26 protein-coding genes are annotated in these 26,650 nt (G+C 64.7%); 5 read left to right on the forward strand and 21 right to left on the reverse strand.

The annotated features are described in order from the left end of the window. Positions 1 to 2: 2 nt before the first annotated feature. From ACCO56_RS18175 to ACCO56_RS18245, 15 genes are all read right to left on the reverse strand, one after another. Positions 3 to 1,268, reverse strand: a complete 1,266-nt coding sequence (locus ACCO56_RS18175; protein WP_433642223.1) for an MFS transporter — start codon at positions 1,266 to 1,268, stop codon at positions 3 to 5. 68 nt (positions 1,269 to 1,336) lie between these two features. Continuing rightward, the gene (locus ACCO56_RS18180; RefSeq protein ID WP_433642224.1) at positions 1,337 to 2,326 is read right to left on the reverse strand and encodes a BMP family lipoprotein; all 990 of its coding nucleotides are present in this window, start codon (positions 2,324 to 2,326) and stop codon (positions 1,337 to 1,339) included. Between the two features lie 326 nt (positions 2,327 to 2,652). Beyond that, a complete protein-coding gene (msrA, locus tag ACCO56_RS18185) occupies positions 2,653 to 3,318 on the reverse strand; it encodes a peptide-methionine (S)-S-oxide reductase MsrA (RefSeq protein ID WP_433642225.1) in 666 nt (221 codons plus the stop codon). Positions 3,319 to 3,365: 47 nt separating this feature from the next. Beyond that, positions 3,366 to 3,692, reverse strand: coding sequence for a hypothetical protein (locus tag ACCO56_RS18190; protein ID WP_433642226.1), 327 nt, complete (start codon positions 3,690 to 3,692; stop codon positions 3,366 to 3,368). Positions 3,693 to 3,841: 149 nt separating this feature from the next. Further along, entirely contained in the window at positions 3,842 to 5,071 is a 1,230-nt protein-coding gene (locus tag ACCO56_RS18195) for an MFS transporter (RefSeq protein ID WP_433642227.1), read from the reverse strand. A gap of 90 nt (positions 5,072 to 5,161) precedes the next feature. Continuing rightward, the gene (gene doeB / locus ACCO56_RS18200; RefSeq protein WP_433642400.1) at positions 5,162 to 6,169 is read right to left on the reverse strand and encodes a N(2)-acetyl-L-2,4-diaminobutanoate deacetylase DoeB; all 1,008 of its coding nucleotides are present in this window, start codon (positions 6,167 to 6,169) and stop codon (positions 5,162 to 5,164) included. Between the two features lie 7 nt (positions 6,170 to 6,176). Beyond that, positions 6,177 to 7,358: an ectoine hydrolase DoeA gene (doeA, locus tag ACCO56_RS18205; RefSeq protein ID WP_433642228.1), complete on the reverse strand. Its 1,182-nt coding sequence runs from the start codon at positions 7,356 to 7,358 to the stop codon at positions 6,177 to 6,179. Positions 7,359 to 7,390: 32 nt separating this feature from the next. Then, entirely contained in the window at positions 7,391 to 8,377 is a 987-nt protein-coding gene (gene eutC / locus ACCO56_RS18210; protein WP_433642229.1) for an ectoine utilization protein EutC, read from the reverse strand. Next, a complete protein-coding gene (eutB, locus tag ACCO56_RS18215) occupies positions 8,374 to 9,360 on the reverse strand; it encodes a hydroxyectoine utilization dehydratase EutB (RefSeq protein WP_433642230.1) in 987 nt (328 codons plus the stop codon). The genes eutC and eutB overlap by 4 nt, the downstream gene beginning before the upstream one ends. Then, the gene (gene eutA, locus ACCO56_RS18220) at positions 9,357 to 10,133 is read right to left on the reverse strand and encodes an ectoine utilization protein EutA (RefSeq protein ID WP_433642231.1); all 777 of its coding nucleotides are present in this window, start codon (positions 10,131 to 10,133) and stop codon (positions 9,357 to 9,359) included. Before eutA ends, eutB begins: the two co-directional genes overlap by 4 nt. Positions 10,134 to 10,136: 3 nt before the next feature. Further along, the gene (gene ehuD, locus ACCO56_RS18225) at positions 10,137 to 10,796 is read right to left on the reverse strand and encodes an ectoine/hydroxyectoine ABC transporter permease subunit EhuD (protein WP_433642232.1); all 660 of its coding nucleotides are present in this window, start codon (positions 10,794 to 10,796) and stop codon (positions 10,137 to 10,139) included. A gap of 2 nt (positions 10,797 to 10,798) precedes the next feature. Then, positions 10,799 to 11,458, reverse strand: a complete 660-nt coding sequence (ehuC, locus tag ACCO56_RS18230) for an ectoine/hydroxyectoine ABC transporter permease subunit EhuC (protein WP_433642233.1) — start codon at positions 11,456 to 11,458, stop codon at positions 10,799 to 10,801. A 256-nt stretch (positions 11,459 to 11,714) separates the two neighbouring features. Continuing rightward, entirely contained in the window at positions 11,715 to 12,572 is an 858-nt protein-coding gene (ehuB, locus tag ACCO56_RS18235; protein WP_433642234.1) for an ectoine/hydroxyectoine ABC transporter substrate-binding protein EhuB, read from the reverse strand. Between the two features lie 64 nt (positions 12,573 to 12,636). Beyond that, a complete protein-coding gene (gene ehuA / locus ACCO56_RS18240; protein ID WP_433642235.1) occupies positions 12,637 to 13,422 on the reverse strand; it encodes an ectoine/hydroxyectoine ABC transporter ATP-binding protein EhuA in 786 nt (261 codons plus the stop codon). Positions 13,423 to 13,618: 196 nt separating this feature from the next. After that, on the reverse strand, positions 13,619 to 15,004 hold the full coding sequence (locus tag ACCO56_RS18245) for a PLP-dependent aminotransferase family protein (protein ID WP_433642236.1): 1,386 nt from the start codon (positions 15,002 to 15,004) through the stop codon (positions 13,619 to 13,621). Between the two features lie 87 nt (positions 15,005 to 15,091). On the opposite strand from ACCO56_RS18245, the gene ACCO56_RS18250 reads away from it, so the two are divergent. From ACCO56_RS18250 to ACCO56_RS18265, 4 genes are all read left to right on the forward strand, one after another. Beyond that, on the forward strand, positions 15,092 to 15,574 hold the full coding sequence (locus tag ACCO56_RS18250) for an Lrp/AsnC family transcriptional regulator (RefSeq protein WP_433642237.1): 483 nt from the start codon (positions 15,092 to 15,094) through the stop codon (positions 15,572 to 15,574). Positions 15,575 to 15,690: 116 nt separating this feature from the next. Beyond that, positions 15,691 to 17,184 (forward strand): NAD-dependent succinate-semialdehyde dehydrogenase, encoded by a 1,494-nt coding sequence (locus ACCO56_RS18255; protein ID WP_433642238.1) that lies wholly within the window; start codon positions 15,691 to 15,693, stop codon positions 17,182 to 17,184. Between the two features lie 22 nt (positions 17,185 to 17,206). Continuing rightward, positions 17,207 to 18,586: an aspartate aminotransferase family protein gene (locus tag ACCO56_RS18260; protein WP_433642239.1), complete on the forward strand. Its 1,380-nt coding sequence runs from the start codon at positions 17,207 to 17,209 to the stop codon at positions 18,584 to 18,586. A 5-nt stretch (positions 18,587 to 18,591) separates the two neighbouring features. Continuing rightward, positions 18,592 to 19,689, forward strand: coding sequence for an alcohol dehydrogenase family protein (locus ACCO56_RS18265; RefSeq protein WP_433642240.1), 1,098 nt, complete (start codon positions 18,592 to 18,594; stop codon positions 19,687 to 19,689). A 239-nt stretch (positions 19,690 to 19,928) separates the two neighbouring features. On the opposite strand, the gene ACCO56_RS18270 is transcribed toward ACCO56_RS18265, so the two are convergent. Further along, positions 19,929 to 21,176 (reverse strand): Zn-dependent hydrolase, encoded by a 1,248-nt coding sequence (locus tag ACCO56_RS18270; protein WP_433642241.1) that lies wholly within the window; start codon positions 21,174 to 21,176, stop codon positions 19,929 to 19,931. Between the two features lie 4 nt (positions 21,177 to 21,180). Next, complete coding sequence (locus ACCO56_RS18275; protein WP_433642243.1) at positions 21,181 to 22,023, reverse strand: BtpA/SgcQ family protein; 843 nt, start codon at positions 22,021 to 22,023, stop codon at positions 21,181 to 21,183. A 25-nt stretch (positions 22,024 to 22,048) separates the two neighbouring features. On the opposite strand from ACCO56_RS18275, the gene ACCO56_RS18280 reads away from it, so the two are divergent. Continuing rightward, entirely contained in the window at positions 22,049 to 22,951 is a 903-nt protein-coding gene (locus tag ACCO56_RS18280) for a PfkB family carbohydrate kinase (protein ID WP_433642244.1), read from the forward strand. Between the two features lie 6 nt (positions 22,952 to 22,957). Here ACCO56_RS18280 and ACCO56_RS18285 read toward each other — a convergent pair whose 3' ends face one another. From ACCO56_RS18285 to ACCO56_RS18300, 4 genes are read right to left on the reverse strand one after another with little or no spacing between them, the layout of a single operon-like run. Continuing rightward, positions 22,958 to 23,734, reverse strand: a complete 777-nt coding sequence (locus ACCO56_RS18285; RefSeq protein WP_433642245.1) for a glutamine amidotransferase — start codon at positions 23,732 to 23,734, stop codon at positions 22,958 to 22,960. 40 nt (positions 23,735 to 23,774) lie between these two features. Beyond that, the gene (locus ACCO56_RS18290; RefSeq protein WP_433642246.1) at positions 23,775 to 24,845 is read right to left on the reverse strand and encodes a phosphotriesterase family protein; all 1,071 of its coding nucleotides are present in this window, start codon (positions 24,843 to 24,845) and stop codon (positions 23,775 to 23,777) included. After that, positions 24,842 to 25,855: an ABC transporter permease gene (locus ACCO56_RS18295; RefSeq protein WP_433642247.1), complete on the reverse strand. Its 1,014-nt coding sequence runs from the start codon at positions 25,853 to 25,855 to the stop codon at positions 24,842 to 24,844. Before ACCO56_RS18295 ends, ACCO56_RS18290 begins: the two co-directional genes overlap by 4 nt. Continuing rightward, positions 25,855 to 26,646: an ATP-binding cassette domain-containing protein gene (locus ACCO56_RS18300; RefSeq protein WP_433642401.1), complete on the reverse strand. Its 792-nt coding sequence runs from the start codon at positions 26,644 to 26,646 to the stop codon at positions 25,855 to 25,857. The genes ACCO56_RS18295 and ACCO56_RS18300 overlap by 1 nt, the downstream gene beginning before the upstream one ends. Positions 26,647 to 26,650: the final 4 nt, after the last annotated feature.

Here is a 26,650-nt window from a genome sequence, read left to right on the forward strand (position 1 = left end):
GCTCACAAAGGCTTGCCTCGAGCGACCTCGCTACGCCGCGGAAGGAGGAGAGGCGTCAGGATCGCAATGCCGATCACGGCCCAGGCGGCCATGAACCAGCCAAAGCCAGTCCATGCATGATCATCGATGACATGACCCGCAAGGGGCGGTCCGAAGACGGTGGCGAAGCCTCCAGTCTGCGCGATCAGCCCGATCGCCACCGAGGCCGAACCGGCGCGCGGCACGATGAAGGGAACGCTGGCGAAGAGGGCCGACGCCGTGACACCGCCCGAAACGGCAAGGAGGATGATCGCAGCCGTCGCCAGCATGGCTGCATCCGCGGCGAAGGCCGGGACCGCCACGGCCGCGGTCACCCCGAAGCCCCCGGCCGCGAGCATGGCCGCAAAGCGTCCGTCGCGCCCCCGGACGAGCACGCTGGTCGCAAAGTTTCCCAGTGGAACCAGCAGAGCCACAATGCCGGCCGAGAACAGGATGGTCGAACGTCCGCTGGCGATGAAGGCGGGCATAAAGGTGAAGAAGCCGACGGAAAGGACGACATAGATGCCGAAGGCCACAGCCACCAGGATGACCGGACCGCTGAGCGTTGCCCTGAAGGAATCGCCCGTGGCTGTGGCCGAGGACGAACCCTTCTCTTCCCGCCAGTCCCGCACGCGGGCAAGAAGCGCCGCCGCGATGCCGGCAAGAATCGCGAAGATGACGGTCGCCGAGAGCAGATAAATCTGCGGTCCGGCCGGCAGAACCCAGCCGGCCAGGAAATCCGCCGCGGCAAACCCAACCGGTACGAATCCACCCCAGGCGGCAAGCACCGGCGCCCGCCATGACGGCAAAGCGACGGCACTCGCTATGGCGGGAATCGCGATGACCAGGACGAGATAGCCGACGCCTTCCACCATCCGCGCCAGAAGTATGGCCGTCGGCGCCTGGAGCACGGCCAGGGCAAGGCCCCCGGCCACCAGGAGCATGGATGCCAGGACGAAGCTTCGCCGCATACCGGCAAGTTCGATGGCCCAGCCGGCGGGCAAAGCCACAAGGGCGACGAAGATGGCGATCATCGACGTCAGCCAGCCGATCAGCACCAGGGAGAAGCCGAGGTCGTTGCGATACCACTCGACCAGCGGCGCGATCTTGCCGAGTTGAGTACCGGCGAAGACGCCGGCCAGGAGCAGCACGACGATGGCGGCAATCCGCAAGATCTTGTTCTCGGTCACAATCGGCGTCTTCCCCTGTGCCGCATTTGTGCGGCGCCAAGTGATCCGCTTGGCTGCCAATGCTCCTCCTGGCGGAAATGAAACCGCCGGCTCTAGGGCCGGCGGTTCCATGCGTATCCTGCCTGAGATCAGTATGGGCAGGCGTTGTCCGACATGTAATCGTGGACCTTGATGGTTCCCGCGATGATGTCGGCCTTGGTCTTCTCCGCCGCCGCCTTCATCTCGTCGGTGACGAGCGACTTGTTGTGCTCGTCCATGGCATAGTCCACGCCATCCTCGGCGAGCCCGAGATGGTACTTGCCGGCTTCGAACTTATCGTTCTTTGCATCGCTGAACGCATTGTAGACGGCGACGTCGACGCGTTTCAGCATCGAGGTCAGCACCTTGCCGGGCTGCAGGCCGTTCTGGTTGGAATCGACGCCGATCCCGAGCTTGCCCGCATCGGCCGCCGCCTGGAGCACACCGACGCCGGTGCCGCCGGCCGCTGCATAGATGACATCCGCGCCCTGATCGATCTGCGACTTGGCGATCTCGCCCCCCTTGGTCGGGTCGTTCCAGGCCGCCGGCGTGTCGCCGGTCATGTTCTGGATGACGTCGGTCGCGCCGGCCGCCTTGGCGCCGCCGACATAACCGCAGCCGAACTTACGGATCAGCGGAATATCCATGCCGCCGACGAAGCCGACCTTCTTGGATGTCGAAGCCATCGCTGCAAGCACACCGACGAGGTAGGAGCCCTCATGCTCCTTGAATTCGATCGAGCGGATATTCGGCCCGTCCACACTCGTATCGATGATCGCGAACTTGGTGTCGGGGAACTCGGGCGCGGCCTTCTGCAACGCCGGTGCCCAGGAGAACCCGACGACGACGATCGGATTGTTGCCGTCCTCGGCGAACTTGCGCAGCGCCTGCTCACGCTGGGCGTCGTTCTGGATTTCGAAGTCGCGGTATTCGATGCCGGTTTCGGTCTTGAATTTCTCGGCGCCGTTGAACGCGGCTTCGTTGAAGGATTTGTCGAACTTGCCGCCGAGATCGTAGATGATCGCCGGCTTGACGTCCGCGGCGAATGCCGAGACGGACATTGCGGTTGCGGCCAAAAGGCCGAGTACGATACGCTTCATGTGATCCACACCCTGTCGGTTGTCTTCCGTTGGACGCCGTCCGCGCCCGCCTCGATACCCAGCTAGCCGGCGGCCATGGCAGGGTTTTCTCCCCCGCTCATGGCGTTCAATGTTGCACGCCGCCGAACAAAATTCACGCGGAATCTTGGCCTGTCGGAAAAGGTGGATCGACGTTCTGTAATCTAAGCAGGTGAAGCGTGGCTTCCCCCACGCTTCACCTGCTCAGTTTCTTCTTTGCCACAAATTTTAGTCGGAAAGCCGTCGGGACACTTGCTTGAGCAAAAAGGCTTTTTCGCCCGGCTCAGAAACCGACGCACCGCGCTTGCTCATGCTCCTGCCGACTCCGGAATCGCACAAGAAACGCCGGTGCCTTTCAGACCGCAATAACCATAGGGGTTCTTGGCCAGATACTGCTGGTGATCTTCTTCCGCGAAGTAGAAGACGGGGGTAGGCTCGATTTCCGTAGTGATTCGGCCGCGGCCGGCCTTAAGGAGCTCGGTCTCGTAAGCATCGCGCGAAGCACGCGCCGCCTGGTGCTCCGCTTGTCCGAACGTGTAGATCGCCGACCGGTAGGTGGTGCCGACATCGTTGCCTTGGCGCATACCCTGCGTCGGATCATGGCTTTCCCAGAAAATCTTCAGGAGATCGGGATAGGACACGATCTTGGGATCGTAGACGACAAGAACCACTTCGGCATGACCTGTCAGGCCCGTGCACGTTTCCTGATAGGTCGGGTTCGGCGTGAAGCCGCCGGCATAACCGACCGCTGTGACCCAGACGCCCTCGGTTTGCCAGAACACGCGCTCCGCCCCCCAGAAGCACCCCATGCCGAACATCGCCGTTTCGAGCCCGTCGGGATAGGGACCTTTCAACGGCCGTTTCGAGACATAGTGCTCTGACGCAGTCGGCATCGGGCGGTCGCGGCCGGGTAGCGCCTCCTCGGGTTTGGGAAGCTGCAGCTTCCTGTTCAGCATGTCACTCAGGAAAAACATAGCGCAGTCTCCCTTCGTCTTATCCGGGGATCGGCGAGGCCGAGCCCTCAGCTTTCGGGCGCGAAACGTCCAGCCCTTCTCGCAGGCTGGTGGCCGATCACGTAGAGGATCAATGCAAGCGCCCCAAACACGGCAAAGCCCGGCATCCGCAATATGCCGGCAATCACCGGGTCCCACAGCAACGGATGCAGCGTCGTCTCCGTGAACTTCCGGGCAGCCGCCAGCGTGTCCGGCGATACCGCGAGCCAGCTTTCAACGAGGGGTGTCATCACCAGCGCCGAAGCCGCGACGGTGCGTGTCGCATCGAGCACCGCCATGACGACAGCGATCGCCAGCGAGATCGTGGCCAGGAGGCGGAACAGAAAACGCAACATTGTCGTCCTGCGGAATCGCCGTTTCGATGACGGCCTTTGTCGGCGAAAGCATCAATATGGCGGCGGCCGGATCTTAGCAATCGTTTCGGTCACATCGGGCACGATGCTTCGATGGCGATGCCACGCGTCAACGCAAATCTCGCGCCACCCTACGCGAAAACCGGGCGGGTCGGACGCGAGCGCCAGAACAGGAGCAGGATCGCCGCGAGATTGAGCACGTTCCAGACGACGCCATTCAGGAAAGCGATCGCATAGGAGCCTGTCTGGTCATAGATCCAGCCCGACATCCAGCCTCCCAAAGCCATGCCCACGATCGTCGCCATCATCACAAGGCCGATGCGCCGGCCGGCCTCGGCGGCGGGCATATATTGGCGAACGATGATCGCGTAGCATGGCACGATGCCGCCCTGCGACAGCCCGAAGACGAGAGAGACGACATAAAGCGAGGCAAGGCCGTCGAAGGGGATGTAGAAGAGTAGAGACAGGCCCTGCAGCGCCGATCCGATGAGCAACGTCTTCACGGCGCCTATCCTGTCGGCGATGAAACCCGACGCGATGCGGCTTACGACGCCGCCGGCCAGCATGATCGACAGCATCTCCGAGCCGCGTGCGACGCCGTAACCAAGGTCCATGCAATAAGCGACGATGTGGACTTGCGGCATCGACATGGCCACGCAGCAGCTCAGGCCGGCGACAATCAGCAGCCCCTGCAAGGCCGACGGCGAGAATGGCATGACGCGCGGAGCATGGTGGACACCAGCCTCGGATGTCTTGCCGATGGGAGCGGCGCGGCGCAGCAACAGCACCAGCGGCACCATCGTCACCAGGCAGATGATGCCGATGGCCGCATAGGTGAAGCGCCAGCCCCCGCCCGCCATGATGAAAGGCATGATGGCGGGCCATACGGCTCCTGCCAGATAATTGCCCGATGCAGCCAACGACACGGCGAGGCCGCGGCGGCGATCGAACCAATGCGAGATGTCGGCGATCAGCGGCCCGAAGATGGCCGAGCAGCCGGTGCCGATCAACACGCCCTGGACGATGCCGAATTCGGTGATCGACGACGCCCGGGCAGCGAGCAGGAAACCGCCCGCCAGCATGATCGAGGAGACAAGCGCGGGCAGCCAGTAGCCGTAGCGATCGACGGCCCGGCCCATGAAGACATTGCCCAGTGCGAAGCCGACCATGGTCGCCGTGTAGGGTAGCGTCGCATCGGCCCTGTCGACGCCGAATTCCTCCTGCACCGCCGGCAGCACGACCACAACCGCCCACATGCCGGCGCCGCCGATCGTGGCCAGAAGCACCGAAACCGCAAGACGAAGCCAGGCATAAGAGCCGTCAATGTCTACTGAAACGGGCGGACGGGCTGGGGCGTTCATCGACTACGTCTCCTCACCCGCCCACTGTCGTTCAGCCGTCCCGCCGACGGCAGCGCCACGGTGCCGTCATCCATCACGCCAGTGATGATTTCAATCGAGCATCACCGCAACCACCGCCGCGCAATCGCCGGCCTTCACCAGACCGGGGAAATGGCGGGCGGCGAGCATCCCGGAAAGCTTGGCACGGATCTCGTGTGGCTCGCCGCCGGTGCGGGTTATGTCGTGAATGCGCGCGACGACCTCCCCCCGCTCCACCGCGCCGCCGAGATCCACCATGGGCTCGATCATCCCATCATGTTCCGCAAAGGAGAAACAGTCGCCCGACGGCATGTCGAGCCAGCGTGTCCGCTCCCTTTCGACCTCGCCTTCCAGAATGCCTGCATGACGCAGCAGGTTGGCTGCACCGCGGCGCGCGATCCGCACCGTCTCGGCACGGGACGTTCCGCCGCCGCCGAGTTCGGTAGTCACGAATACCTTGCCCATCTCTTCCGCCGCCGTGTCGAACATGCCGACGGCATCGATCTCCAGCATCGACATGGAATAGGGCGCAGAGAAAGCCTCGACCGCCGCGAAGGCTTTCGCCTCCTGTGCCTTGTCGGGAAGAATATGCGCCGCGCAAAACGGCACGAAATCGAGCGTTCTGCCGCCGGAATGGAAATCGAGCACGATGTCGGCGCGCGGCAGGAGTTCCCGCTGAAAGTAGTCGGCGATCTTCTCGGTCACGGTTCCGTCGGGCCGGCCGGGGAAGGTGCGGTTCATGTTGCCTTTGTCGATCGGCGAAGTCCGTGTTCCAGTTCGGAAGGCCGGATAGTTCATCGCCGGCACGATGATGACCGTGCCGGATACCTGTCGGGGATCCAGCGTCCGGGCAAGGTCGAAGAGCGCGAGCGGACCCTCATATTCGTCGCCATGGTTGCCGCCCGTGAGCAAAGCAACGGGGCCGCTGCCGTTTCTGACGACGGCGATGGGGATCATGACAGACCCCCAGGCGGAATCGTCGCGGCTGTAGGGAAGCCGCAGGAAGCCATGCCGTTTGCCCTCCCGTTCGAGATCGACGGTCGGCGCGACCGGCGACGGACGAAGCGACTTTGCCGACATCATCGCCTCAGTTCTTCACGAAGAGCTGGCGCGGCACGTTGGCCAGGCATTCGACACCGGTTTCGGTGATCAGGATGCTCTCGGTGATCTCGAGCCCCATCGTCTCGAGCCATAGGCCCGTCATGAAATGGAAGGTCATGCCGGGCTTCAATTCCGTGCGGTCGCCGGGCCTCAAGCTCATGGTCCGCTCGCCCCAGTCCGGCGGATAGGAAAGGCCGATCGGATAGCCGGTGCGGTTGTCCTTGACGATGCCGTATTTCTTCAGAACCGCGAAGAAGGCATTGGCGATGTCCTCGCAGGTGTTGCCGGGTTTCGCCGCGGCCAGGCCGGCCTCCATGCCTTCCAGCGTCGCCTTCTCGGCATCGAGAAAAGCCTGGGTCGGCTTGCCCAGGAAGACGGTGCGCGACAGCGGGCAATGGTAGCGATTGTAGCATCCGGCGATTTCGAAGAAGGTGCCCTCGTTCGCCCGCATCGGCTTGTCGTCCCAGGTGAGGTGCGGCGCGGAGGCGTCGGCTCCCGACGGCAGAAGCGGCACGATCGCCGGATAGTCCCCGCCGATCCCATCCACGCCACGCGTGCCGGCATCGTAGATTTCGGCAACGAGATCGCATTTGCGCATGCCGACCTCGACCTTGTCGACGATGCGGGCGTGCATGGCTTCCACGATCCGCGCCGCCTTGCGCATGTAGTCGATCTCTGTCTGGCTCTTCACGGCGCGCTGCCAGTTGACCAATGCTGTGGCGTCGCTGAAGCGGACGTTGGGCAGATGTCTCTGGAGGGATGCGAAAGCCGCCGCGGAAAACCAGTAGTTGTCCATCTCGACGCCGATGGACAGCCTGCTCCACCCGCGATTGGCGAGTACCTCGGACAGATAGTCCATGGGATGCCGCTCGGTCGACTGCACGTAGTGGTCGGCGTAGCCGACGATGTTGTCCTGGGCGAGGTAGGCCGTGCGCCTAGCGCCTGCCGCATCCTGGCCACGGCCGAACCAGACCGGCTCCCCGTCCGGCGGCACGATGACAGCCTGGTGGACGTAGAATGACCAGCCGTCATAACCGGTCAGCCATGCCATGTTCGAGGGGTCGCTGACGATCAGCAGCTCGATGCCTTTCGCCGCCATGGCGCGCCGGGTCTTGGCGAGGCGGTCCGCATATTCCTCGCGCGTGAATCTGAGATTGGGCATGGTCATTTCGGGGGGCCTCGTTTCCCGCCTTGCGGCGGCTAGTTCTGAAAAGTCGTGCCGGCACCGGCGGCTTTCGACCGGTCGCGCGCCAGCGTGGCGATCGCGGTGTCCTGCACCCCGGTTCCGGTGAGGTCGGCCAGCGTGACTTCGTTGGCGGCAAGGCGGCCTGGCCGCAATCCGGCTATCACCTGGCCGAGTTCGGTGACGTCGGCTTCGGCCGGCATCAGTCCGGCCGCGATGGCATGATGCAGTTCGCCGAGCCGCCTCGTCTGTTTCACGCTGTCGGCCACGTAGAGGTCGGCCCGCTTGACGACGGCCGGTGCGATCTCGTTCTTGTGCTCGGCATCAGACCCCATGGCCGTCACGTGCTGGCCGGCCTCGACCGCGTGGAGAAGCGGCTTTTCCGATGGGGTGGTCGTCACCACGATGTCCGCCCCCGCAGCGGCGCGACCAGGATCGGTTGCGGCCTCGACGGCAATTCCCAGTTTCTCGCGCAGCTCAGCGGCCGCGGTCGCAGCCTTCTTCAGGTCCCGCGCCCAGATTCGCGCCTGCCCGATGGGGCGTACCAGCGTCAGCGCCTCGAGCTGAAGCCGCGCCTGCAGACCCGCGCCGAAGATGGCCGCAACGGAGGCATCCTCTCGCGACAGGTACTTTGCCGCCACGGCGCCGGCCGCGGCGGTCCGCACGTCGGTCAAATAGCCATTGTCGAGCAGAACCGCCTCGACGACGCCCGTCCTGGAGGACAGGAGCATCATCATGCCGTTGCCGCTGGGAAGGCCCAGCTTCGGATTATCGAAGAAGCCTGAACTGATCTTCACGGCAAAACCATCGAGGCCCGGCACATAAGCCGTCTTCACATCGACCTCGCCGCGATGTTCCGGGATGTCGAGCCGCATGATCGGCGGCATAGCGACGGGCAGCGTCGCCAAGGCCCGGAACGCGTTCTCGACACAGGCGACGGCGTCCAGATCGAGCTTCACGATCCCCCGCAATTCGGCTTCCGTGATCACCGTCATCCCGCTCATGACGTCGGCTCCTCCTCCAGGGACGTCGCCCCACAGACGACCTTCCGGTGCAACTCCATGTCGATGTTGCGGCCGGAAACGAGCACCACGGTCGGACCGGCCGGCCGGATCTTCTGCGCAAGCAGCGCGCCTATGCCGACCGCCCCTGCCCCCTCGACAACCTCGCGTTCGGCTTCGTAGGCGTGGCGGATCCCGACGGCGATCTCGCTTTCCGACAGCAGCACGACTTCGTCGAGGAGGTTGCGGCACATGGAAAAGGTCAGTCGGTTATCGAGACCGATGCCCCCGCCGAGCGAATCCGCGAGCGTCGGCACCTCTTCGACCAGAACCGGCTTTCCTGCGTCCAGGCTTGCCTTCATCGCCGCGCCATGTTCCATCGAGACGCCGACCACCCTCGCCCGCGGCCGCAGCCCCTTCACCGCCGCCGCAATGCCGGCGGCGAGCCCCCCACCCGACAGGGGCACGAGGACGGTATCCACATCAGGCACGGCCTCGAGCATCTCCAGGCCGAGCGTTCCCTGCCCGGCGATGACGGCCGGGTGATCGAAAGGCGGCACCATGGCGAACCCCTCTTCCTCGACAAGCCTCTCCACTTCCTCCTGGGCGTCGTCCTGGCTGTTGCCGACAATGCGGATCTCGGCGCCGAGACGCCGTATCTCCTCGACCTTGTTCCCCGGCACCAGCCGCGACATGCAAATAACGGCGCGGAGGCCTTCGAGGCGGGCTGCATGGGCTAGCGCCCGTCCGTGATTGCCGGTCGAGGCCGCGACCACGCCGTGAGTGCTTTCGGGCAGCGATGCGACGGCATTCGAGGCGCCGCGCAGCTTGAAACTGCCAGTCGCCTGCCGATGCTCCATCTTGAGATGGACGGGAAAGCCGATCCTTTCCGACAGGGAGCGCGACATCACCGTCTGCGTCTGCACGATCTGAGCAGAAATCCGGGCTGCCGCCGACTCGACGTCCTGAAGCGTGACAGCGGTCATGGCGAATTCCGCTCGAGCGGCAACGTCATCAGGCGTCCGAACCGAGGGTGTGGCGAGGCGTCTCCGCAAAGGCGCAGGCAATTCCACGCCGTCGCCTGGTTGCTGGTGACAACCGGTCGACCGATCGCCTCCTCGATCGCGGCAGCAACGGAAGCCGACCGCAGCGCAGTGCATGAAATGAACAGCGCATCGGCGTCGGGGGCTATTGCGGAGCGAGCAAGCTCGACCAGGGAAGCCGGTGCGATCCGCGCCATTTCGCGATCATCCTCGAAGCCGAGGCAGGTGAAGCTGGTTATGTCGAAGTCCCGCGCGGCGAAATAATCCGCCATCGGACGGCTGGTCTCGACAGTATAAGGCGTGAGGATGCTGATTTTTTTCGCGCCGAGCGCTTTCAGGCCCGCCGTTGCGGCGAGCGTCGGCGTCACCACGGGCACGCCGGGCTTCGCCGTCCCGATCGCGGCAGCGATCTCCTCGTCGCCGATGACGACGGAAGCCGAGCTGCAGGAATAGCAGATCGCATCGAGATCCTCGCCGGGCAGGATCAGCGCGGCCCCTTCGGTCAAGGCCGGCTGCATCCGGCGCAGGTTCTCCGGCGTCGTCGGATTGGCATAGAAGATCCGCGCGACATAGACGCCGATCCGCTCGCTCGCCACCATGCGTTGGAAATCGGGTTCGGTCGTATGGTCGGTCGCGAGAATGACCAGCCCGACCCTTTTTCGAAGCGGGCGCGCATCAAGGAGGGGCCGCGCCGTGTTGAGACATATTTCCGTCATGGCTTACCGTTCGATCTTTCCGTAGCGGCGCTCCAGCCAGCGCAACAGGCCGACGGAGAAAAGGCTGATGATCAGGAAGAACACGCCGACCAGCGTCATCGGCTCGACATAGCGATAGTAGGTGTTGGCGACGCTCTTGGCCTGGTTCATCAACTCGAGCACGGTGATGGCCGAAAGCAGCGGTGTCTCCTTGAACATGGCGATGAAATAGTTGGCGAGCGCGGGGATCATCGGTGGTATGGCCTGCGGCAGGATGATGCGCGTCCAGGTCTGGTTCGTGCTGAGATTGCAGGCTTTGGCAGCCTCCCATTGCCCGCGCGGCACGTTTTCGATGCCGGCGCGATAGACCTCGGCCGTGTAGGTTCCGTAATGCAGGCCGAGGCCGATGACGCCGGCCACTAGCGGCGGCAAAAGGATGCCGATGTCGGGCAGCACGAAAAAGATGAAATAGAGCTGCACGAGGAGCGGCGTGCCGCGGATAAACTCGGCGAAGAAGCTGACGCTGCGCGAGACCATCCTGTTCGGCGAGCGGCGCGCAAGCGCGATCGCCAAGCCTATGACGGCCGCAAGTGCCGCGCCGAGGACCGTTGCGAGGATGGTGATCTTCACGCCCTGCAGCAGGGTCGGCATGATCTGCCAGACGAATTCCCAATCCCACTCCATGGCTAAACGCGTACCCCGTCGATGCCCCGCGCCATGCGCCGTTCCAGCCAGCGCATAGACGTGGAGATGGCGAGCGCCATGAGAAAATAGAGCACCAGGATGGTTGCGAAGGGCACCAGCGTGCTGCCGGTCTGGGCGCGCACGACCTGCGCCTGGAAGGTCATGTCGGTGAGCGAAATCAGCGAGACCACAGCCGTGGCTTTGAGAAGCTCGATGGCGTTGTTGCCGAAGGTCGGCATCATGAGAAGCAGCGCCTGCGGCAGGATGACGTGGCGCATCGACTGCCAGCGGCCGAGATTGAGCGCCACGCAGGCTTCATATTGTTCCTTGCCGATCGATTGAACCGCGCCGCGCACCACCTCGGCTCCATAGGCCCCGACGTTCAATCCGAGCGCCAGCACGCCGGCCTGGAAAGGCGTGAGCTCGAAGCCGGCGAAGGGCAGCACGAAGTAGGCCCAGAACAACTGGACGAAGATGGAGGTGCCGCGGAAGAATTCGATATAGGCGGTCGCGAGCGACCGCACGACGAAGAAGCGCGACAGCCTTCCGAGCCCGGCTATGAACGCCATGACGAGGGCCAGCGCGCAGCCCATCAGCGTGAGCTGGATCGTCACGACCGCGCCGTCCAGGATCAGGCCGAGATAGCCGGACCATTGGGTCATAGAGTGAAATGCCTTCCGCTTGCAGGATTGGTTCTTGTACCGGCGGCAATAGGGATTGCCCTTCGGGCCAGCCCCCTATCCGCCTGCCGGCACCTTCTCGCCGCTCGCGGAGAGAAGACCGATGTCGTCTTCGCCTTCGCCAATCGCCCACCGTCGGCGACTGGCGAAACCCAAACGGCCGTGTTTCTCTCGCCGCCACACGAGGAGAGATGTCCGGCAGGACAGTAAGCGGCAACTCGGGACGTCACGGCATTTGCTACTGAGCGGCGCAGAGTTTCTCGCGGGTGGTCGACATCGCCGCCGCAGCAGAGAAGCCGTAAGGCTCGATGATCTTCGCGAATTCGCCGGACTCCTTCAGCTTGGCGAGTTCCACGTCGAAGGCATCGCGCAGGGCCTCGTCGCCTTTCCGGAAGGCGGCGCCGTCGCAATAGACGGGCGCGCCGACCACCGGAGCGATCACCTCGAGGTTCGGGTCGTTCGCCTTCTTGACGAGGTCGTTGATCGACAGGACCGGCAGCGAATAGACATCGATACGCCCGTCCTGGACCATCTTCAAACCGCTCTGGCCGTCGGGAACGACGATCACGCGCTCGCGTGGCACGCCGGCATCGAGCGCAAGCTTTTCCTCGGTGCCGCCGCCCGGCGCGCCGATCGTGGCAGACGGATCCTTGGCGATGTCGGCGTAGCTCTTGAAGCCCTTCGGATTGCCCTTCTTCAGCAGGAAGGCTTCGGCGTCGCAGAGAACCGGCTCGGAATAGGCGACCGCCGCGCAACGTTCCGGCTTCATGAACAGGCCGGCGGTCACGACGTCGTGGCGACGCGCCTGAAGGCCGGGGATCATCGCGCCATATTCGGATATCGAAGCGACGATCTCCGGCACGCCAAGCCGCTTGAAGACTTCACGCGCCACGTCCGGCGCGGCGCCGGAGACCTTGCCGTCGGCGGCGACGGCTGTGAAGGGCGGCTCGTTGGCGATTGCGACGCGCGCAAAGCCCTGCGCCTTCAACTGCTCGAGCTTGTCGTCGTCGGCCGAGCTCGGCGCCGATGCAAGGAAGGCGGCGACCAGTGCGACTGCGCCGGCCCCGCCGGCAAATACTCCCAAAAGCTTCCTCATGTTCCCAACTCCTCCTGTTTCTTCCAGACTGTCTCTTGGCGGCGCTCACGCCGCGGCATGGCGATCAGACCCGGTGTCCGGCCGCTATGATCTTGCGCAGGAAGGCCTGTGTTCGTTCCTGCTTGGGATGGCGGAAAATCTCGTCGGGCTTGCCTTCCTCGACGATGCGGCCACGATCGAAAAACAGGACGCGATCGGCGAAATCGTGAGCAAACCCCATTTCGTGGGTGACGAGCAGCATGGTCATGTCGGTCTCGGCCGCGAGCTTGCGCATGACGTTCAGCACTTCCTCGACCAGTTCGGGATCGAGGGCGGAAGTCACCTCGTCGAACAGCATGATCTTCGGAGAAAGCGCCAGGGCGCGGGCGATCGCGACGCGCTGCTTCTGCCCTCCGGAAAGCTGCGCCGGCATGGCCTTGGCCTTGTCGGCCATCCCCACCATATCGAGGAGCTCCATCGCCCGCTTCTCGGCATCGGCGCGCCGGACGCCCTTGGTCAGCATCGGCGCGAGCGTGACATTGTCGAGCACGCATTTGTGCGGGAACAGGTTGAAGAGCTGGAACACCATGCCGATCTTGCGGCGCATGCGCGTCAGATGGCCCTCGTCGGCGGGGACGAGACTGCCCTCGCGCTCGACATGATAGAGCTGCTCGCCGTCGATGCGGATATGGCCGCCATCGATGCGCTCCAGGGTCATCAGGATGCGCAGGATGGTGGTCTTGCCCGAGCCGGATGGACCGATCAGCGCGAGCTTCTCACCCGGCATGACCTGCATCGACAATCCGTCCAGCACCTTGAAGGCGCCGAAACTTTTGGTGATGCTGTCGATTTCGATGATGGGGGCCGACATGCCCCTGACGATGGGGAAGTCAGCAAATCATGTCAATTGGTAAAATAATATCATGACAATATTTCCGGACGCCGCCTGTTCGAGGCGTCCGGAACCTAAGCAGACATTCGTGGGCTGCCCCGCGAATGTCCACTCAGGCTCTTTTGTTGTCGCAGGTTCTCGTCGCAAAACCGTGGGGCACTTTTGCGGAAACTGCTTAGATCGCTAGCAGCAGCGGCTCCGGATCTCCCTGCAACAGCCGGGCAACCGTGCCCAGGCCGCTACGCAGTTCGCCCTCGGTCGTCGAGCCGAGCGAGATCCGCACGGCCGGGTGCCACGGGGTCTGTCCCGTCCGGAACGAGACGCCGGGCGCGATCGCCACGCCCTGCAGCCGGGCCTGGGCGACGAACCCCTCCTCGGTGCGGTCATCGGGCAGCGGCAGCCATACATGCAGGCCGCTGCGGTGAGCGAGATAATTGAGGCCCTTCAGCATCTCCGCTGCGATATCATGCCGGCGCGAAAGGGCTTCGCGCTGCCATCGCACCAACTCCATGGCGGTGCCGTCGACGACCCAGCGCGAGGCGATTTCAGCGACCATGGGGGTCGCCATCCAGTTGGAGACCAGGTGACGGTTGGCGACCGCCGCAACATAGCGGTCCGGCGCCACGAGATAGCCGATGCGCAGGCCCGGCACGGTGATCTTGGTGAAGCTCGTCACGTAGAGCGTCCGCTCCGGGGCATAGGCCGCGACCGGCGGAGCTCTCCCCTCCACCAACGGGCCGAGCACGTCGTTCTCGATAACGGCGATGTCGTGCCGACGCGCGACTTCGGCAAGCGCCTCGCGGCGCACGGCGCTCATCAGCGTTGCCGTGGGATTGATCACGGAAGGCTGGACGAAGACGGCCCGGATGTCCGCGCGATGACACGCTTCGTCCAAAGCCTCGGGCACGATGCCGTCCCCGTCGATCGGCAATCCCTCCAGATTGAAGCCGAGATAGGTGGCGAGCGGTACCAGTGTATGATGGCCGATAGCTTCGGTCGCGACGGTCGATCCGGGCGGCGCGACGCTCATCAGCGCCACCGTCATGCCGGCGGTCGCGCCATTGGTGAGGCTGATATTCTGGGGCGCGACGGACAAACCGCACTCCCTGAGCCAGTCCACCCCGACGGCTCTATGTCGTGGAAAAATGACATTCGGCCGGAAGGAGAGCGCGGCACTCGACGGCAGCGCTTCCGCCAGCCAGGCCAGAGCGCCCTTTATTCGCTCATGATGCATCGGTTCGCAGACCGGCTTCAGGATCGACAGGTCGATCACTTCGCCGGGCCGCTCCGGAAGATAGGGCGGCTCCGGCTCGCGTTGCCTCGTCTGGACGAAACTGCCGCGGCCGATCTCGCCGGACACAAGGCCGCGGCGGATCAGTTCCTCATAAGCGCGGCTCACCGTCTGGACCGAAAGCGACAGATCGTCAGCGAGCCGCCGATGCGTCGGCAGCCGCGTCCCGTTGGGCAGGCGTCCGTCATGGATCGCGCGCGCGAACTGGTCGGCCAGCGAAAGATAAGCCGGACGCCGAATGAGACTCGGATCGGGACGCCACAATGTCATGATTTCATTTGAGATCAAAATCAGTGCAATTGACAATGGGAATCTTGCCGCGCCATGGTGAATTGCACCGCAATCATGGAAAGACCGATGGCGATCAGGCTGGATTCGATCGACCTCAAGATCCTCGACGCGATCCAGCGCGACGGACGCATCACCAAGCTGGCGCTCGCCGAAAAGGTCGGCCTGTCGCCGACGCCCTGCTGGCTACGCTTGCGGAAACTCGAGAAGGCAGGAATCATCACCGGCTATCATGCACGCGTCGCGATCCGGCAGATCGCGCCCGCCGCCACCGTGCTGATGGAGGTGACGCTCGGCAGTCATCGGCAAGCCGACTTCGACCGGTTCGAGAAGGCCGTGCGCGACATTCCGGAGATCGTTGCCTGCTGGGCGCTGGGCGGCGGCGTCGACTACATCCTCAAGGTGATGACGCCCGACATCGATGCCTACCAGCGCCTTGTCGACGCGCTGCTCCAGCGCGAGATCGGCATCGACCGCTATTTCACCTATATAGTCACCAAGGCGGTGAAGGAGGACCACGTCCTGCCGGTGGCGGAACTGGTTGGCACCTAGAGAATCTCTCTAGGTAACCGCCAGGTCTTCAGCCAATCCATCCATCGGCACCGGACGAAACAGTCTCTTTCTCGCGGCAAGGCCCCTAGACTTCCCACAACCAACGGGAGGTTCCCATGTCCGCACATTTCGCCAGGCCGCGCCGCGACGACGGGCTCGACCGGCTGGCCGACCGTCGCCTGCTGCGCGAACTCGCCTATGTCGACGGGCACTGGACCGCGGACGCCGAAGGTCGGACCTTCGAGGTGCGCGATCCCGCCAACGGCGAAAGCGTCGCCTGGGTCGCCGCATTGGGAGAGGATGAAACCGGCCGGGCCATCGATGCAGCTTTCCGCGCGTTCCCGAAATGGCGTGCCTCCCTCCCCCAGGAACGCGCCGCGCTCCTGCGCAGATGGTACGAACTGATCGTCGCCGCCAAGGAGGACCTGGCGCTTCTGATGACGCTCGAACAGGGCAAACCGCTCGCAGAGGCGCACGGCGAGATCGACTATGCCGCGTCCTTCGTCGAGTGGTACGCAGAGGAGGCGAAACGGGTGAATGCCGAGAGCGTCACCAGCCACCTGCCCGATGCGGAGATGATCGTGCGCCGCGAACCGCTCGGCGTCGTCGGCCTCGTCACGCCCTGGAACTTCCCTGCGGCCATGCTGACACGCAAGGCGGCAGCAGCGCTCGCCGCCGGCTGCACCGTCGTCGCCCACCCATCTTCCCAGACACCGCTCTCGGCGCTCGCGCTGGCCGAACTCGGCGAGCGCGCCGGCCTGCCCTCCGGCGTCTTCAACGTCGTCACCGGGCAGGCGGAAGCGATCGTCGGCCGGCTGTGCGAAGATGAGCGTGTGCGGGCGATGAGCTTCACCGGCTCCACGGAGATCGGCCGGCTGATCGCGGGCAAATGCGCCCCCTCCATGAAACGGCTCGTCATGGAACTCGGTGGACATGCCCCGCTCATCGTCTTCGCCGATGCCGAGATCGAAAAGGCGGTACGCATCGCGGTAGACGCCAAATTCGCCACGTCCGGCCAGGATTGCCTTGCCGCCAACCGCATCTATGTCGAGCGTCCGGCCTACGACAAATTCTGCCGCGCATTCGCCGCCCGCATAGCGGCCCTGACGGTCGCTCCGGGCCTGGTCGATGGCTGCGAGATCGGCCCGCTGATGCATGAGCGCGCTGTCCAGAAGGTCGAGGAGCATGTGGCCGATGCCCTGTCGCGCGGCGCGCGCCTCCTTGCCGGGGGCAAACGGCACAGCGCCGGCCCGCTGTTCTTCGAGCCCACCTTGCTCGCCGACGTTCCTCCGGCCGCGCTGATCATGCGCGAGGAAACCTTCGGACCCGTCGCTGCCGTTACGCCCTTCGACAGCGAGGATGAAGCAATTGCCCGCGCCAACGACACCGAATACGGTCTCGTCGCCTATGTCGTGACCGAGAACGGGGCGCGGCAGCTCCGCATGGGGCGGGCGCTCGACTACGGCATGGTGGCGATCAACCGCGTGAAGATCACCGGCGCGCCGATCCCCTTCGGCGGGATTAAGCAATCCGGCCTCGGCCGCGAAGGCTCCCGTCATGGGCTCGAGGCCTTCACCGAGCTCAAATATCTCTGCCTGGACGCAGCCTGAAACAGATCATTGGAGTAAAGACATGCCTGACCGCTCGAACGAACTCGCCGCCTGGGATCGCGACCACTTCTTCCACCCCTCGACCCATATGGGCATGCACGCGCGCGGCGAAGCGCCCAACCGCGTGATGGCGGGCGGCGAGGGTGTCTATGTCACCGATATCGAGGGCCGCACCAGCCTCGACGCCTTCGCCGGTCTCTATTGCGTAAATGTCGGTTACGGCCGCACGAAGATCGCGGATGCCATCGCTGCCCAGGCGAGCCAGCTCGCCTATTATCACGCCTATGTCGGGCACGGCACGGAGGCATCGATCCGGCTCGCGAAGATGATCATCGATCGCGCGCCGAAGAATATGAGCCGCGTCTATTTCGGCCTCTCCGGCTCGGACGCGAACGAGACCAACATCAAGCTCATCTGGTACTACAACAACGTGCTTGGCCGCCCCGAGAAGAAGAAGATCATTTCGCGCTGGCGGGGCTATCACGGCTCGGGCGTCATGACCGGGTCGCTGACCGGGCTGGAGCTCTTCCACAATGCCTTCGACCTGCCGCGTGCGCCGATCCTCCACACGGAGGCCCCTTACTACTTCCGTCGCGCCGACCGTTCGATGAGCGAAGAGCAGTTTTCGCAGCATTGCGCCGACAAGCTCGAGGAACTGATCCTTGCCGAAGGACCCGAGACCGTAGCCGCCTTTATCGGCGAACCGGCGCTCGGCACCGGCGGCATCGTGCCGCCTCCCGCCGGCTATTGGCAGAAGATCCAGGCGGTGCTCAAGAAGTACGACGTGCTGCTGGTCGCCGACGAAGTCGTGACGGGCTTCGGTCGCCTGGGCACCATGTTCGGCTCCGATCACTACGGCATGGAGTCCGATCTCATCACGATTGCCAAGGGCCTCACTTCCGCCTATGCGCCGCTCTCCGGCGTCATCGTCTCGGACAAGGTCTGGCGGGTTCTCGTCGAAGGCTCGGACAAGCTCGGCTCGCTCGGCCATGGCTGGACCTATTCGGCGCATCCGATCTGCGCGGCTGCCGGCATCGCCAATCTCGAACTCATCGACGAGCTCGATCTCGTGCGGAATGCCGGCGAGACCGGCGCCTATTTCCGAAACGGATTGACCGCGGCACTCGCCGACCACGCCCATGTCGGTGAGGTTCGCGGCGATGGCCTGTTGGCAGCGGTGGAATTCGTGGCCGACAAGGAGGACCGGATCTTCTTCGACGCAGCCGACAAGATCGGGCCGAAGATAGCCGCAGCGCTTGCCGAACGAGGCGTTATCGGCCGCGCCATGCCGCAAGGCGACATCCTCGGCTTCGCCCCGCCGCTCTGCCTGACACAGGGGGAAGCCGACGTGATCGTGGACAAGACGGCAGACGCAGTGAAGAGCGTGTTCGCAGGACTGTAAGGAACATGGCTTCGCAATCTTCTGTCCCCTCCGTCATGGCCGCCGTGCTGCTTACCGGGCATGGCGGACCGGAAAAGCTGGCCTATCGGCGCGATGTCCCGGTGCCCTCGCCCGCCGCGGGCGAGGTGCTGATCGAGGTCGCAGCCTGCGGTATGAACAACACCGATGTCTGGGTGCGCGAAGGGGCCTACGGCACCGAAGAAGATCCCGCCGCAGTCTCGACCTGGAGACGTCAGGGCAACACACTCAGCTTCCCCCGCATCCAGGGAACCGACACGGTCGGCCGCATCGTTGCCGTCGGCGACGGCGTGCCGGCCTCGCGGCTCGGCGAGCGCGTGATGGTCGACTTCTCCATCTACAATCGTGACGACGACAGTCTCGCCGACATCGACTATATGGGTCATGGCCGCGACGGCGGCTATGCCGAGTACATGGCCCTGCCAGCCGAGAACGCCCATGTCGTCGCGACCGAGCTAACCGACGTCGAACTCGCGACCTTCTGCTGTGCCTATCTGACCGGCGAGCAGATGCTGGAGCGCGCTGCGCTCAAGGCCGGCGAGCGCGTGCTCGTTACCGGCGCATCCGGAGGCGTGGGCTCCGGCATCATCCAGCTTGCACGAGCACGGGGCGCGATCCCTTACGCCATTGTCGGCAAGGGCAAGGAAAAGGCGGTGCTCGATATTGGTGCGGAAGCCGTCATCACACGCGGAACGGCCGACCTGCCGGCGGCCGTGCATGACGCAACGAAAGGCGAACCTATCGATGTGGTGGCCGATCTCGTCGGCGGAGCCATGTTCAACGATCTCTTGCGAATCCTTCGACCGGAAGGGCGCTACACCACTGCGGGCGCGATAGCTGGCCCGGTCGTCCAGCTCGATCTCAGAACCATGTATCTCAAGCAGCTCCAGTTGAACGGCTCGTCGCAGGGCACCCGTGGCGATTTTCGCCGCATCGTGCGCTACATCGAGGAGAAGAAGCTGCGCCCGCTGGTCGGCGGCGTCTACCGGCTATCCGATTTCCACCGAGCCCAGGCCGATTTCATCGCCAAGGATTTCGTCGGCAAGCTGGTTGTCGTGCCGGATCGCGTGATGGATGCGGCTTAGACAGCATTCGGAGAATTGATCCTTTCTATGCCGGCGCAGCACCCCCCTCTGGCCTGCCGGCCATCTCCCCCACAAGGAGGGAGATTGGCTGTCTCGTCGGCCTTCGCAAATCGCCGGCGTTGCAGGAATATCGCCGACGCAGAAGCCGCCAGTCTCCCCCCTTGTGGGGGAGATGGCCGGCAGGCCAGAGGGGCGTGACACGTGCGGGGCGGCTAACCGTTCACCGTTGGGCTATCGATCTACCCTCCGATCACCTTGAGCGTCGAGGCGAGCAGCATCCGGGCGCCGTCGACCGCATGGTGCGGCTCGACATACTCGGCTTCGTTGTGGCTGAGCCCATCCCGGCAGGGCACGAAGATCATCGCCGCCGGCGCAACGCGAGCGACAAAGAGTGCATCGTGGAAGGCACCGGACAGCATCGGCTTCGACCGAAACCCGAGGCTATCGGCCGCTTCCCGTAGATGGGCGAGCAACGCCTTGGGAAAGATGGCCGGGGGCATGTCGAAGATGCGGCGTTGCGCCGAAACACATCCGTACTGTGTCGCGGCCTCGGCGCATGCGCTCTCGATGAGGCCTTCAAGCCGATCCAGTTCAGCACTTGCTGGATGGCGCAGGTCGACGGTGAAGACGACCCGTTCGGGAATGGCGTTTACCGCGCCCGGCGCAACCGACAGCTTGCCGACCGTGAAGCGGGCGCGCTCATCGCCCGGCATGACCTCGGCGTAGAGCCGGTCGAGGGCGTGGACGGTCGCGGCCATGGCGTCGCGGCGGAAGGCGAGCGCGGTGGTGCCTGCATGAGCGGCCTGTCCCGTCATCGTGACTTCCAGCCAGCGTGTGCCTTGGATCCCTTCCACGATGCCGATGGAGATCTCCTCCCGCTCCAGCGATGGACCCTGCTCGATATGGAGCTCGATATAGCCGGTTATCGGAAAACCCAGAGGCCGCATCGCGGCCTGCGGCAACGCCTCCAGCGTCGCCTTCAATTCATCGGCGAACAGGCTGCCGTCATGGCCGCGCATGGAAGCCCATTCCTCAGGGATTGTGCCGGAAACGAAGGCCATCGAACCCATGCAGCCCGGCTGATAGTGGCTTCCTTCCTCGTTCGCCCAGGCGACAACCTCGATCGGAACGGCGGTCTCGGTGCCGGCATCCTCCATCGCCTCCAGCACCTCGAAGGCCGCGAGGGTGCCGAGCGCGCCGTCGAAGCGGCCGCCGGTCAGCTGGCTGTCGAGATGGCTGCCGATCAGGAAAGGCGGCCGCGAGACGTCCCGACCCTCCCGACGGATGAACAGATTCGCGATCGCGTCCTGTTGGACACTGAAGCCGCGGGCCGATGCAAGTTCGGCCAGCAGTCGGCGCGCACGGCGATCTTCCGGCGAGAATGCCTGCCGGTTGACGCCGCCAGCCGGCGTCGCGCCGATCGCCGCGAATGCGTCGAGACGGCCGAGGAAGCGCTCGGCGTCGATGGCAATCTCGTCTCCTGCCATGTCGTCAGGCCACGAGCGCCGGTTCGGCCGCCGCACGAAAGGCCCGCACGCGATCGATATCGACCGGGTTCCACCAGACCCCGCCCACCTTCAGCGACGAGGCGACGATTACGCCGTTCGTCCGCTTCAGGATCTCGACGACATTCGCCTTGTCGACGCCGGAGCCGACCAGAAGCGGCAGGTGGGTCGCGGCGGCGATTTCCTCGATCTCCTCGATCGTCGCGGCGTTGCCCGTCCGCTGACCGGTGGCGATCACCGCGTCGGCGTCGAAGAAAGCGAGGTCGCGCGTAAGCTCGGTGATCGAGCGGTCGGCGACGATGGCGTGGCTGCCATGCTTGACGTGGCTGTCGGCGAAGACCTTGATGTGCTCCGCGCGCAGCAGCGAACGGTAGCGCATGGCTTCCGCGGCGCGACCTTCCATGAAACCCTCGTTCGCCACATAGGCGTTGGCCCACTGATTTACCCGGATGAACTTCGCGCTGCCCGCCATGGCGATGGCGAAGGCCGGGATCGGCGCGTTGGCAAGCACGTTGATCCCCAGCGGAACGCCAGTGGCGCGTGCGATGCGGTCGGTGACGACCGACATGAAGGCCGCCGTCTCGCAGCCGATGTCCTCGGGCTTGGAGAAGGGGATGTCACCGTGGTTCTCGATCATCAGGCCGTGGAGCCCGCCTTCGATCAAGGCTTCCGCGTCGCGCATGCAAGCGTCGTAGATGGAAGCCATGCCAGCACCGCGGTAGCGTGGCGCGCCGGGGAAGGCCGGACAATGGATCATCCCGATGAGCGCCTTGTCGCGGCCGAATATTTCCCTTATGGCGCCGGCGGTGTTGTCCGAGATTTCCTGCATTTCAAAGTCCTTCGGAAGAGTGTTCATGCACGCATATGTCATCGGCAATGCAGTGATCGACGAGACCATTCTGGTCGATCAATGGCCGGCGGCCGGCGCCTCCATCTTCGGCCGGCAAGGATCCAGCGATCTCGGCGGCAAGGGCGCGAACCAGGCGGTCGTCATGGCGCGCTGCGGCCTCCCGACAAGCCTTGTCGCGCCCGTGGGCGACGACTTCCGCGCTGGGACGATCGCCGAACGGCTCGCCGCCGAGCCGGTCCAAAGCCGATTGGTCCGGCTGGCGGGCCACGCCACCGACTTCTCCATCATATTCACGACACCGGACGGAGAGAACGCCATTGTCACCACGGCGGACGCGGCGGAAAATCTTCGACCCGCGGATGCGCTCGCCGCCCTTGCGCAGGCCGAGGCCGGAGACATGGCCGTCCTCCAGGGCAATCTGAGCGAAGCGACCACCAAGGCGCTGCTGCGCGAAGCGCGAGGCCGAGGCATGGTGACGGTGTTCAATCCATCGCCGCTGCGGCCCGCTTTCCCAGCTCTGTGGCCGCTCGTCGACATAGCCTTCCTCAATGCCGGCGAAGCGCGTGCCTTGACCGGCGCGGAGAGAGAAGCCGCCGCCGCGGTCCTCCACGCCCAGGGCGTGGGCGAGGTGGTACTGACGCTCGGTAGCGGCGGCGCCCTGCTCGGCGGGAGCGGCAGTGCCCCAATTCGGGTTGCTGCCGCGCCGGCCACCGCCGTAGACACGACCGGGGCGGGCGACACGTTCACGGGCGTCGCGTTGGCATCGGCGCTGTTGCGCGGCACTCGGCTCGACGAGTTGGCGCTCCTTCATGCAGCCAGGGCCAGCGCGCTCACCGTCTCGCGCAAGGGCACGTCGAGCGCCTTTCCGAGCGTCGAGGAGATGAGCGCGATCCTGGCGCAACGCTGACCTCGCCTACCGTTCTTCCGTCAGCCAACCGAGGATGTTCGTCCACAGCCTGCCGTAACCCTGCCAGGCGCAGAAGGCCGGAGAGAGCCAGTGCGGACCGATATCCGAGGTCCAGGCTGCGGTGCGTCCCTTGCCATGGCCGCCGAGCACCAGGAGCGGAAAGCCACCCTGGTCCTGGGGCAGGCGCGCGATCAGCTCGACATTGGGAGCGGCGCGCAGTTCGACTTCGTTGACGCCGAGCAGAGGCGGCCAAGCCTCCCCGGTCAGCCCGGCCATCACGGGATGGTCGGCTGCGACGAGCTCCGCTACAGTGCCTTCCGGAATCTCCACGCGGTCGTCATAGGGAAGACAGGTGACGGGGAGCGTGTCCTCCACGGGCGTGCGGCGCCAGCGCGCCTTGCCGTCGATGCCCTGGAAGGAGAAGTAGCCGCCGACCATCAGCAGGCCGCCGCCCTTCTCGACCCAGGCTTTGAGGAGCTTCAAACGGTTCGGAACGGTGCGCGAATGCAGCCATACTTCCGGCGGCAGCAGCAGGGAATTCGCGCCGATGTCGGAGAGGATGATGGCGTCGTAGGCGTCGAGCCCCGACATCTCGAAGGGGAGCTTCTCCACGGCCTCATGCGCCGGCATGTAGGTGAGCTCGTACTCCGTGTCCTTCAGCGCCTTCACTAGCGGCTCCGCACCGAGATGGAAGGTGACGCTGCCGAACTGGTCGAAGCCCTTGTAATGGGTGGCCGAGCTGATCCAGCTCTCACCGACGAGAAGAACCTTTTTCTTGGACATATGATTTCTCACTTTCTGTTCTTGGCCAGATGGCGGCCTTTCAGGCCGCCGCGTCGAAGACCGAACGGGGATTGTCGTGCATCAGCCGCTCGAGCGCGGCGTCCGCTATGCCGTGGCGTTTCAGCCGTGGCAGAAAATGGCGGGGGACGAATGCGTATCCATTTCCCCCGTAATGGGTGAGCATCATCTTCAGGAAGACGTCGTGCGACAGGAGGATGCGATCGAGATAGCCGGCGTCGATGAGGCGCGCGATCCCACGCGCGGCCTCTTCGTCGCTCGGACATTGCACCTGCTGGTCGGCGTAAAAGAAGTCCATGCCGATCATGTCGTACTCGATGAAGGCGCCACGCGCCGCCAGCGACGACTGGTAGGCGAAATCGTCATGCGACGGATTCATGTGGCAGAGCACCGTATGGCGCAGGTCCGCCCCTTCCTCCTCGACCATATCGAGCACCCTGTGACCGAGCCGGAACCACCCCGGCAGATGTATCATCAGCGGCAGCCCGGTCAGCTTCTGCGCGCGGGCGGCGCCACGCAGCGACTTCTGCTCGCTCTGCGTGAAGTCGGAGGACACGCCGACCTCGCCGATCAGCCCGATCTTCACATCCGTGCCGTCGACGCCCTCGACCGCCTCGCGCACGATTTCGGCGGCGATGTCGTCGGACGACATCGCCGCCACCTTCGCGGGGTGGGAGGACGCGAGGTAATATCCGGCACCCATCACTATGTTGAGACCGGATGCCGCCGAGATCCGGCGCAGCGCGAGCGGATCTCGGCCGATACCCTGGCATGTCGGTTCGACGACGGTGCGGCCGCCAACAGCGGCGAACTGGCCGAGTTCCTTCACCGCCAGCGCTTCGTCGTCCAGCGTGATGTTGTGCCTGTTGACGAAGGGATCCTGGCGGAGCTCCGATAGGATCTCCATACAGACGAAGCCGCCTGCCAGATATTGCCGCTCCGGCTCCTTGGGCTTGTGCCACCAGCAGCGGCAGTCATTGAGGATGTGCTCGTGCATCAGCGTCATGCCGAGATCGGCCGCCGGCACGAGGCCACCCACCGTCATGACCCTGCCGGAGCGGACATGCGCCGGCGAAAGCGGGGCGGCGCTCATTTCGCCTTGCCCCCCGGCCTGCCCGGCAGCCTGAACTTGGCGTTGAAGATGCGCGTGTTCAGCCAGATGGCGACGAGGATGATCACGCCGGTCACGATCTGCGTAAAGAAGGGCGAGATGTGCATGAGGATCAGGCCGTTGCCGATCACCGCGATGGTAAGCGTGCCGAGCACGGTGCCGAGGATCGTGCCGCGACCGCCCATCAACGAAGTGCCGCCGAGCACGACCGCCGCGATGACCTGCAGCTCGAAGCCCACCGCCGCATTGGACGAGCCCGAACCGAGGCGGGCCGCGATCAGCAGGCCGGCTATGGCGCAGGAGATGCCCGAGACCATGTAGACCGAGGCGATGATCCAGCGAGCCGGCATTCCGACCCGGCGCGCCGCCTCCATGTTGGAGCCCACCGCCACCACTCTGCGCCCGTAACGCGTGGAGCGCAGCGCCACATAACCGACGATGGCGATCGCCACGGCAATCAGTGCGGGAACGGGAATGCCCAGGATTTCGCCGCGGCCCAGCGCGAAGAAACCCGGCACGTTCTCGATCGGGATCGAATAGCCCTGGGTCAGGTAGAGCGCCAAGCCGCGCAGGATCGACAGGCCGGCAAGCGTGACGATGAAGGCGGGCACGCCCTGATATGCTATGAACCAGCCCTGCCCCAGCCCCATCAGAGCCCCGAGCACGAGCATGGCAAGCACCGCCACGGGCCACGGGAAACCCGCGGCCATCAAGATCGCGGCAAGCGCGTTGACCAACGCCACCTGAGACCCGACCGACAGGTCGATGCCGGCCGTGATGATGACCAGCGTCATGGCCACCGCGACGATCAGGATGGGCGCGGCCTGGCGCAGTATGTTGAGGATATTGCCGAGCGTGAAGAAGGTGCTCGTGCCTATGGAAAAGAAGACGATGCAAGCCAGGAAGAAGATCGCGATCGACAGTATCTGAGCGTTCTCAGCTAGGAAATCGGCCAGGGGCGTGCCCTTCGCCCTTTCGGTGTAGGCGGTCATCAGTGGGCGCCCTCCCCGACGATGAGCTTGACGATGTCTTCGAGGTTCGTCTCCCCGATATTGCGTTCGGCGACCTTGGTCCCCTCATACATGACGGCGATGCGGTCGCAGACCCGGAAGAGATCCTGGAGCCGGTGTGTGATGAGGATAACCGCGACGCCGCGCGCCTTGACGCGATTGATCAGCGCGAGAACGGCTTCCACCTCCGCCACGGCGAGCGCCGAGGTGGGCTCGTCCATGATGAGCACCTTGGGGTCGAACGCTGCCGCGCGAGCGATAGCGATGGCCTGGCGCTGGCCGCCCGACAGCTTCTCCACCTTGGCGGTGAGCCTGGGGATGCGGATCTCCAGCGCGTCGAGCATGGAACGTGCCTCGTCCATCATGCTCTGGCGGTCGAGGAACAGCCCCTTGGTGCGCTCGCGCCCGAGGAAGAGGTTGCCCACCACGTCGATATGGTCGCACAGGCTGAGATCCTGGAACACCATCTCGATGTTACGGGCACGCGCGTCGGCGGGGCCGGACAACACGACCGGCCGACCCTCTATGCTGATCGTGCCGCCATCGGGGATGTAGGTGCCGGAAATGATCTTGGTCAGCGTCGATTTGCCGGCGGCGTTGTCTCCGACGAGGCCCAGGCATTCGCCGGGCAGGATATCGAGATCGACGCCGCGCAAAGCCTGATGCGAACCGAAAGACTTGACGATGCCGCGCAACGACACGCGCGGCGCGGCATCGTCGCCGGGCCGGCCGGCAGGCTGGGGAGCGGAAGCGCCCTCAGCCCCGGCCGGCATGGCT

The organism is Mesorhizobium sp. 1B3 (assembly GCF_050958605.1).
Taxonomy (GTDB): domain Bacteria; phylum Pseudomonadota; class Alphaproteobacteria; order Rhizobiales; family Rhizobiaceae.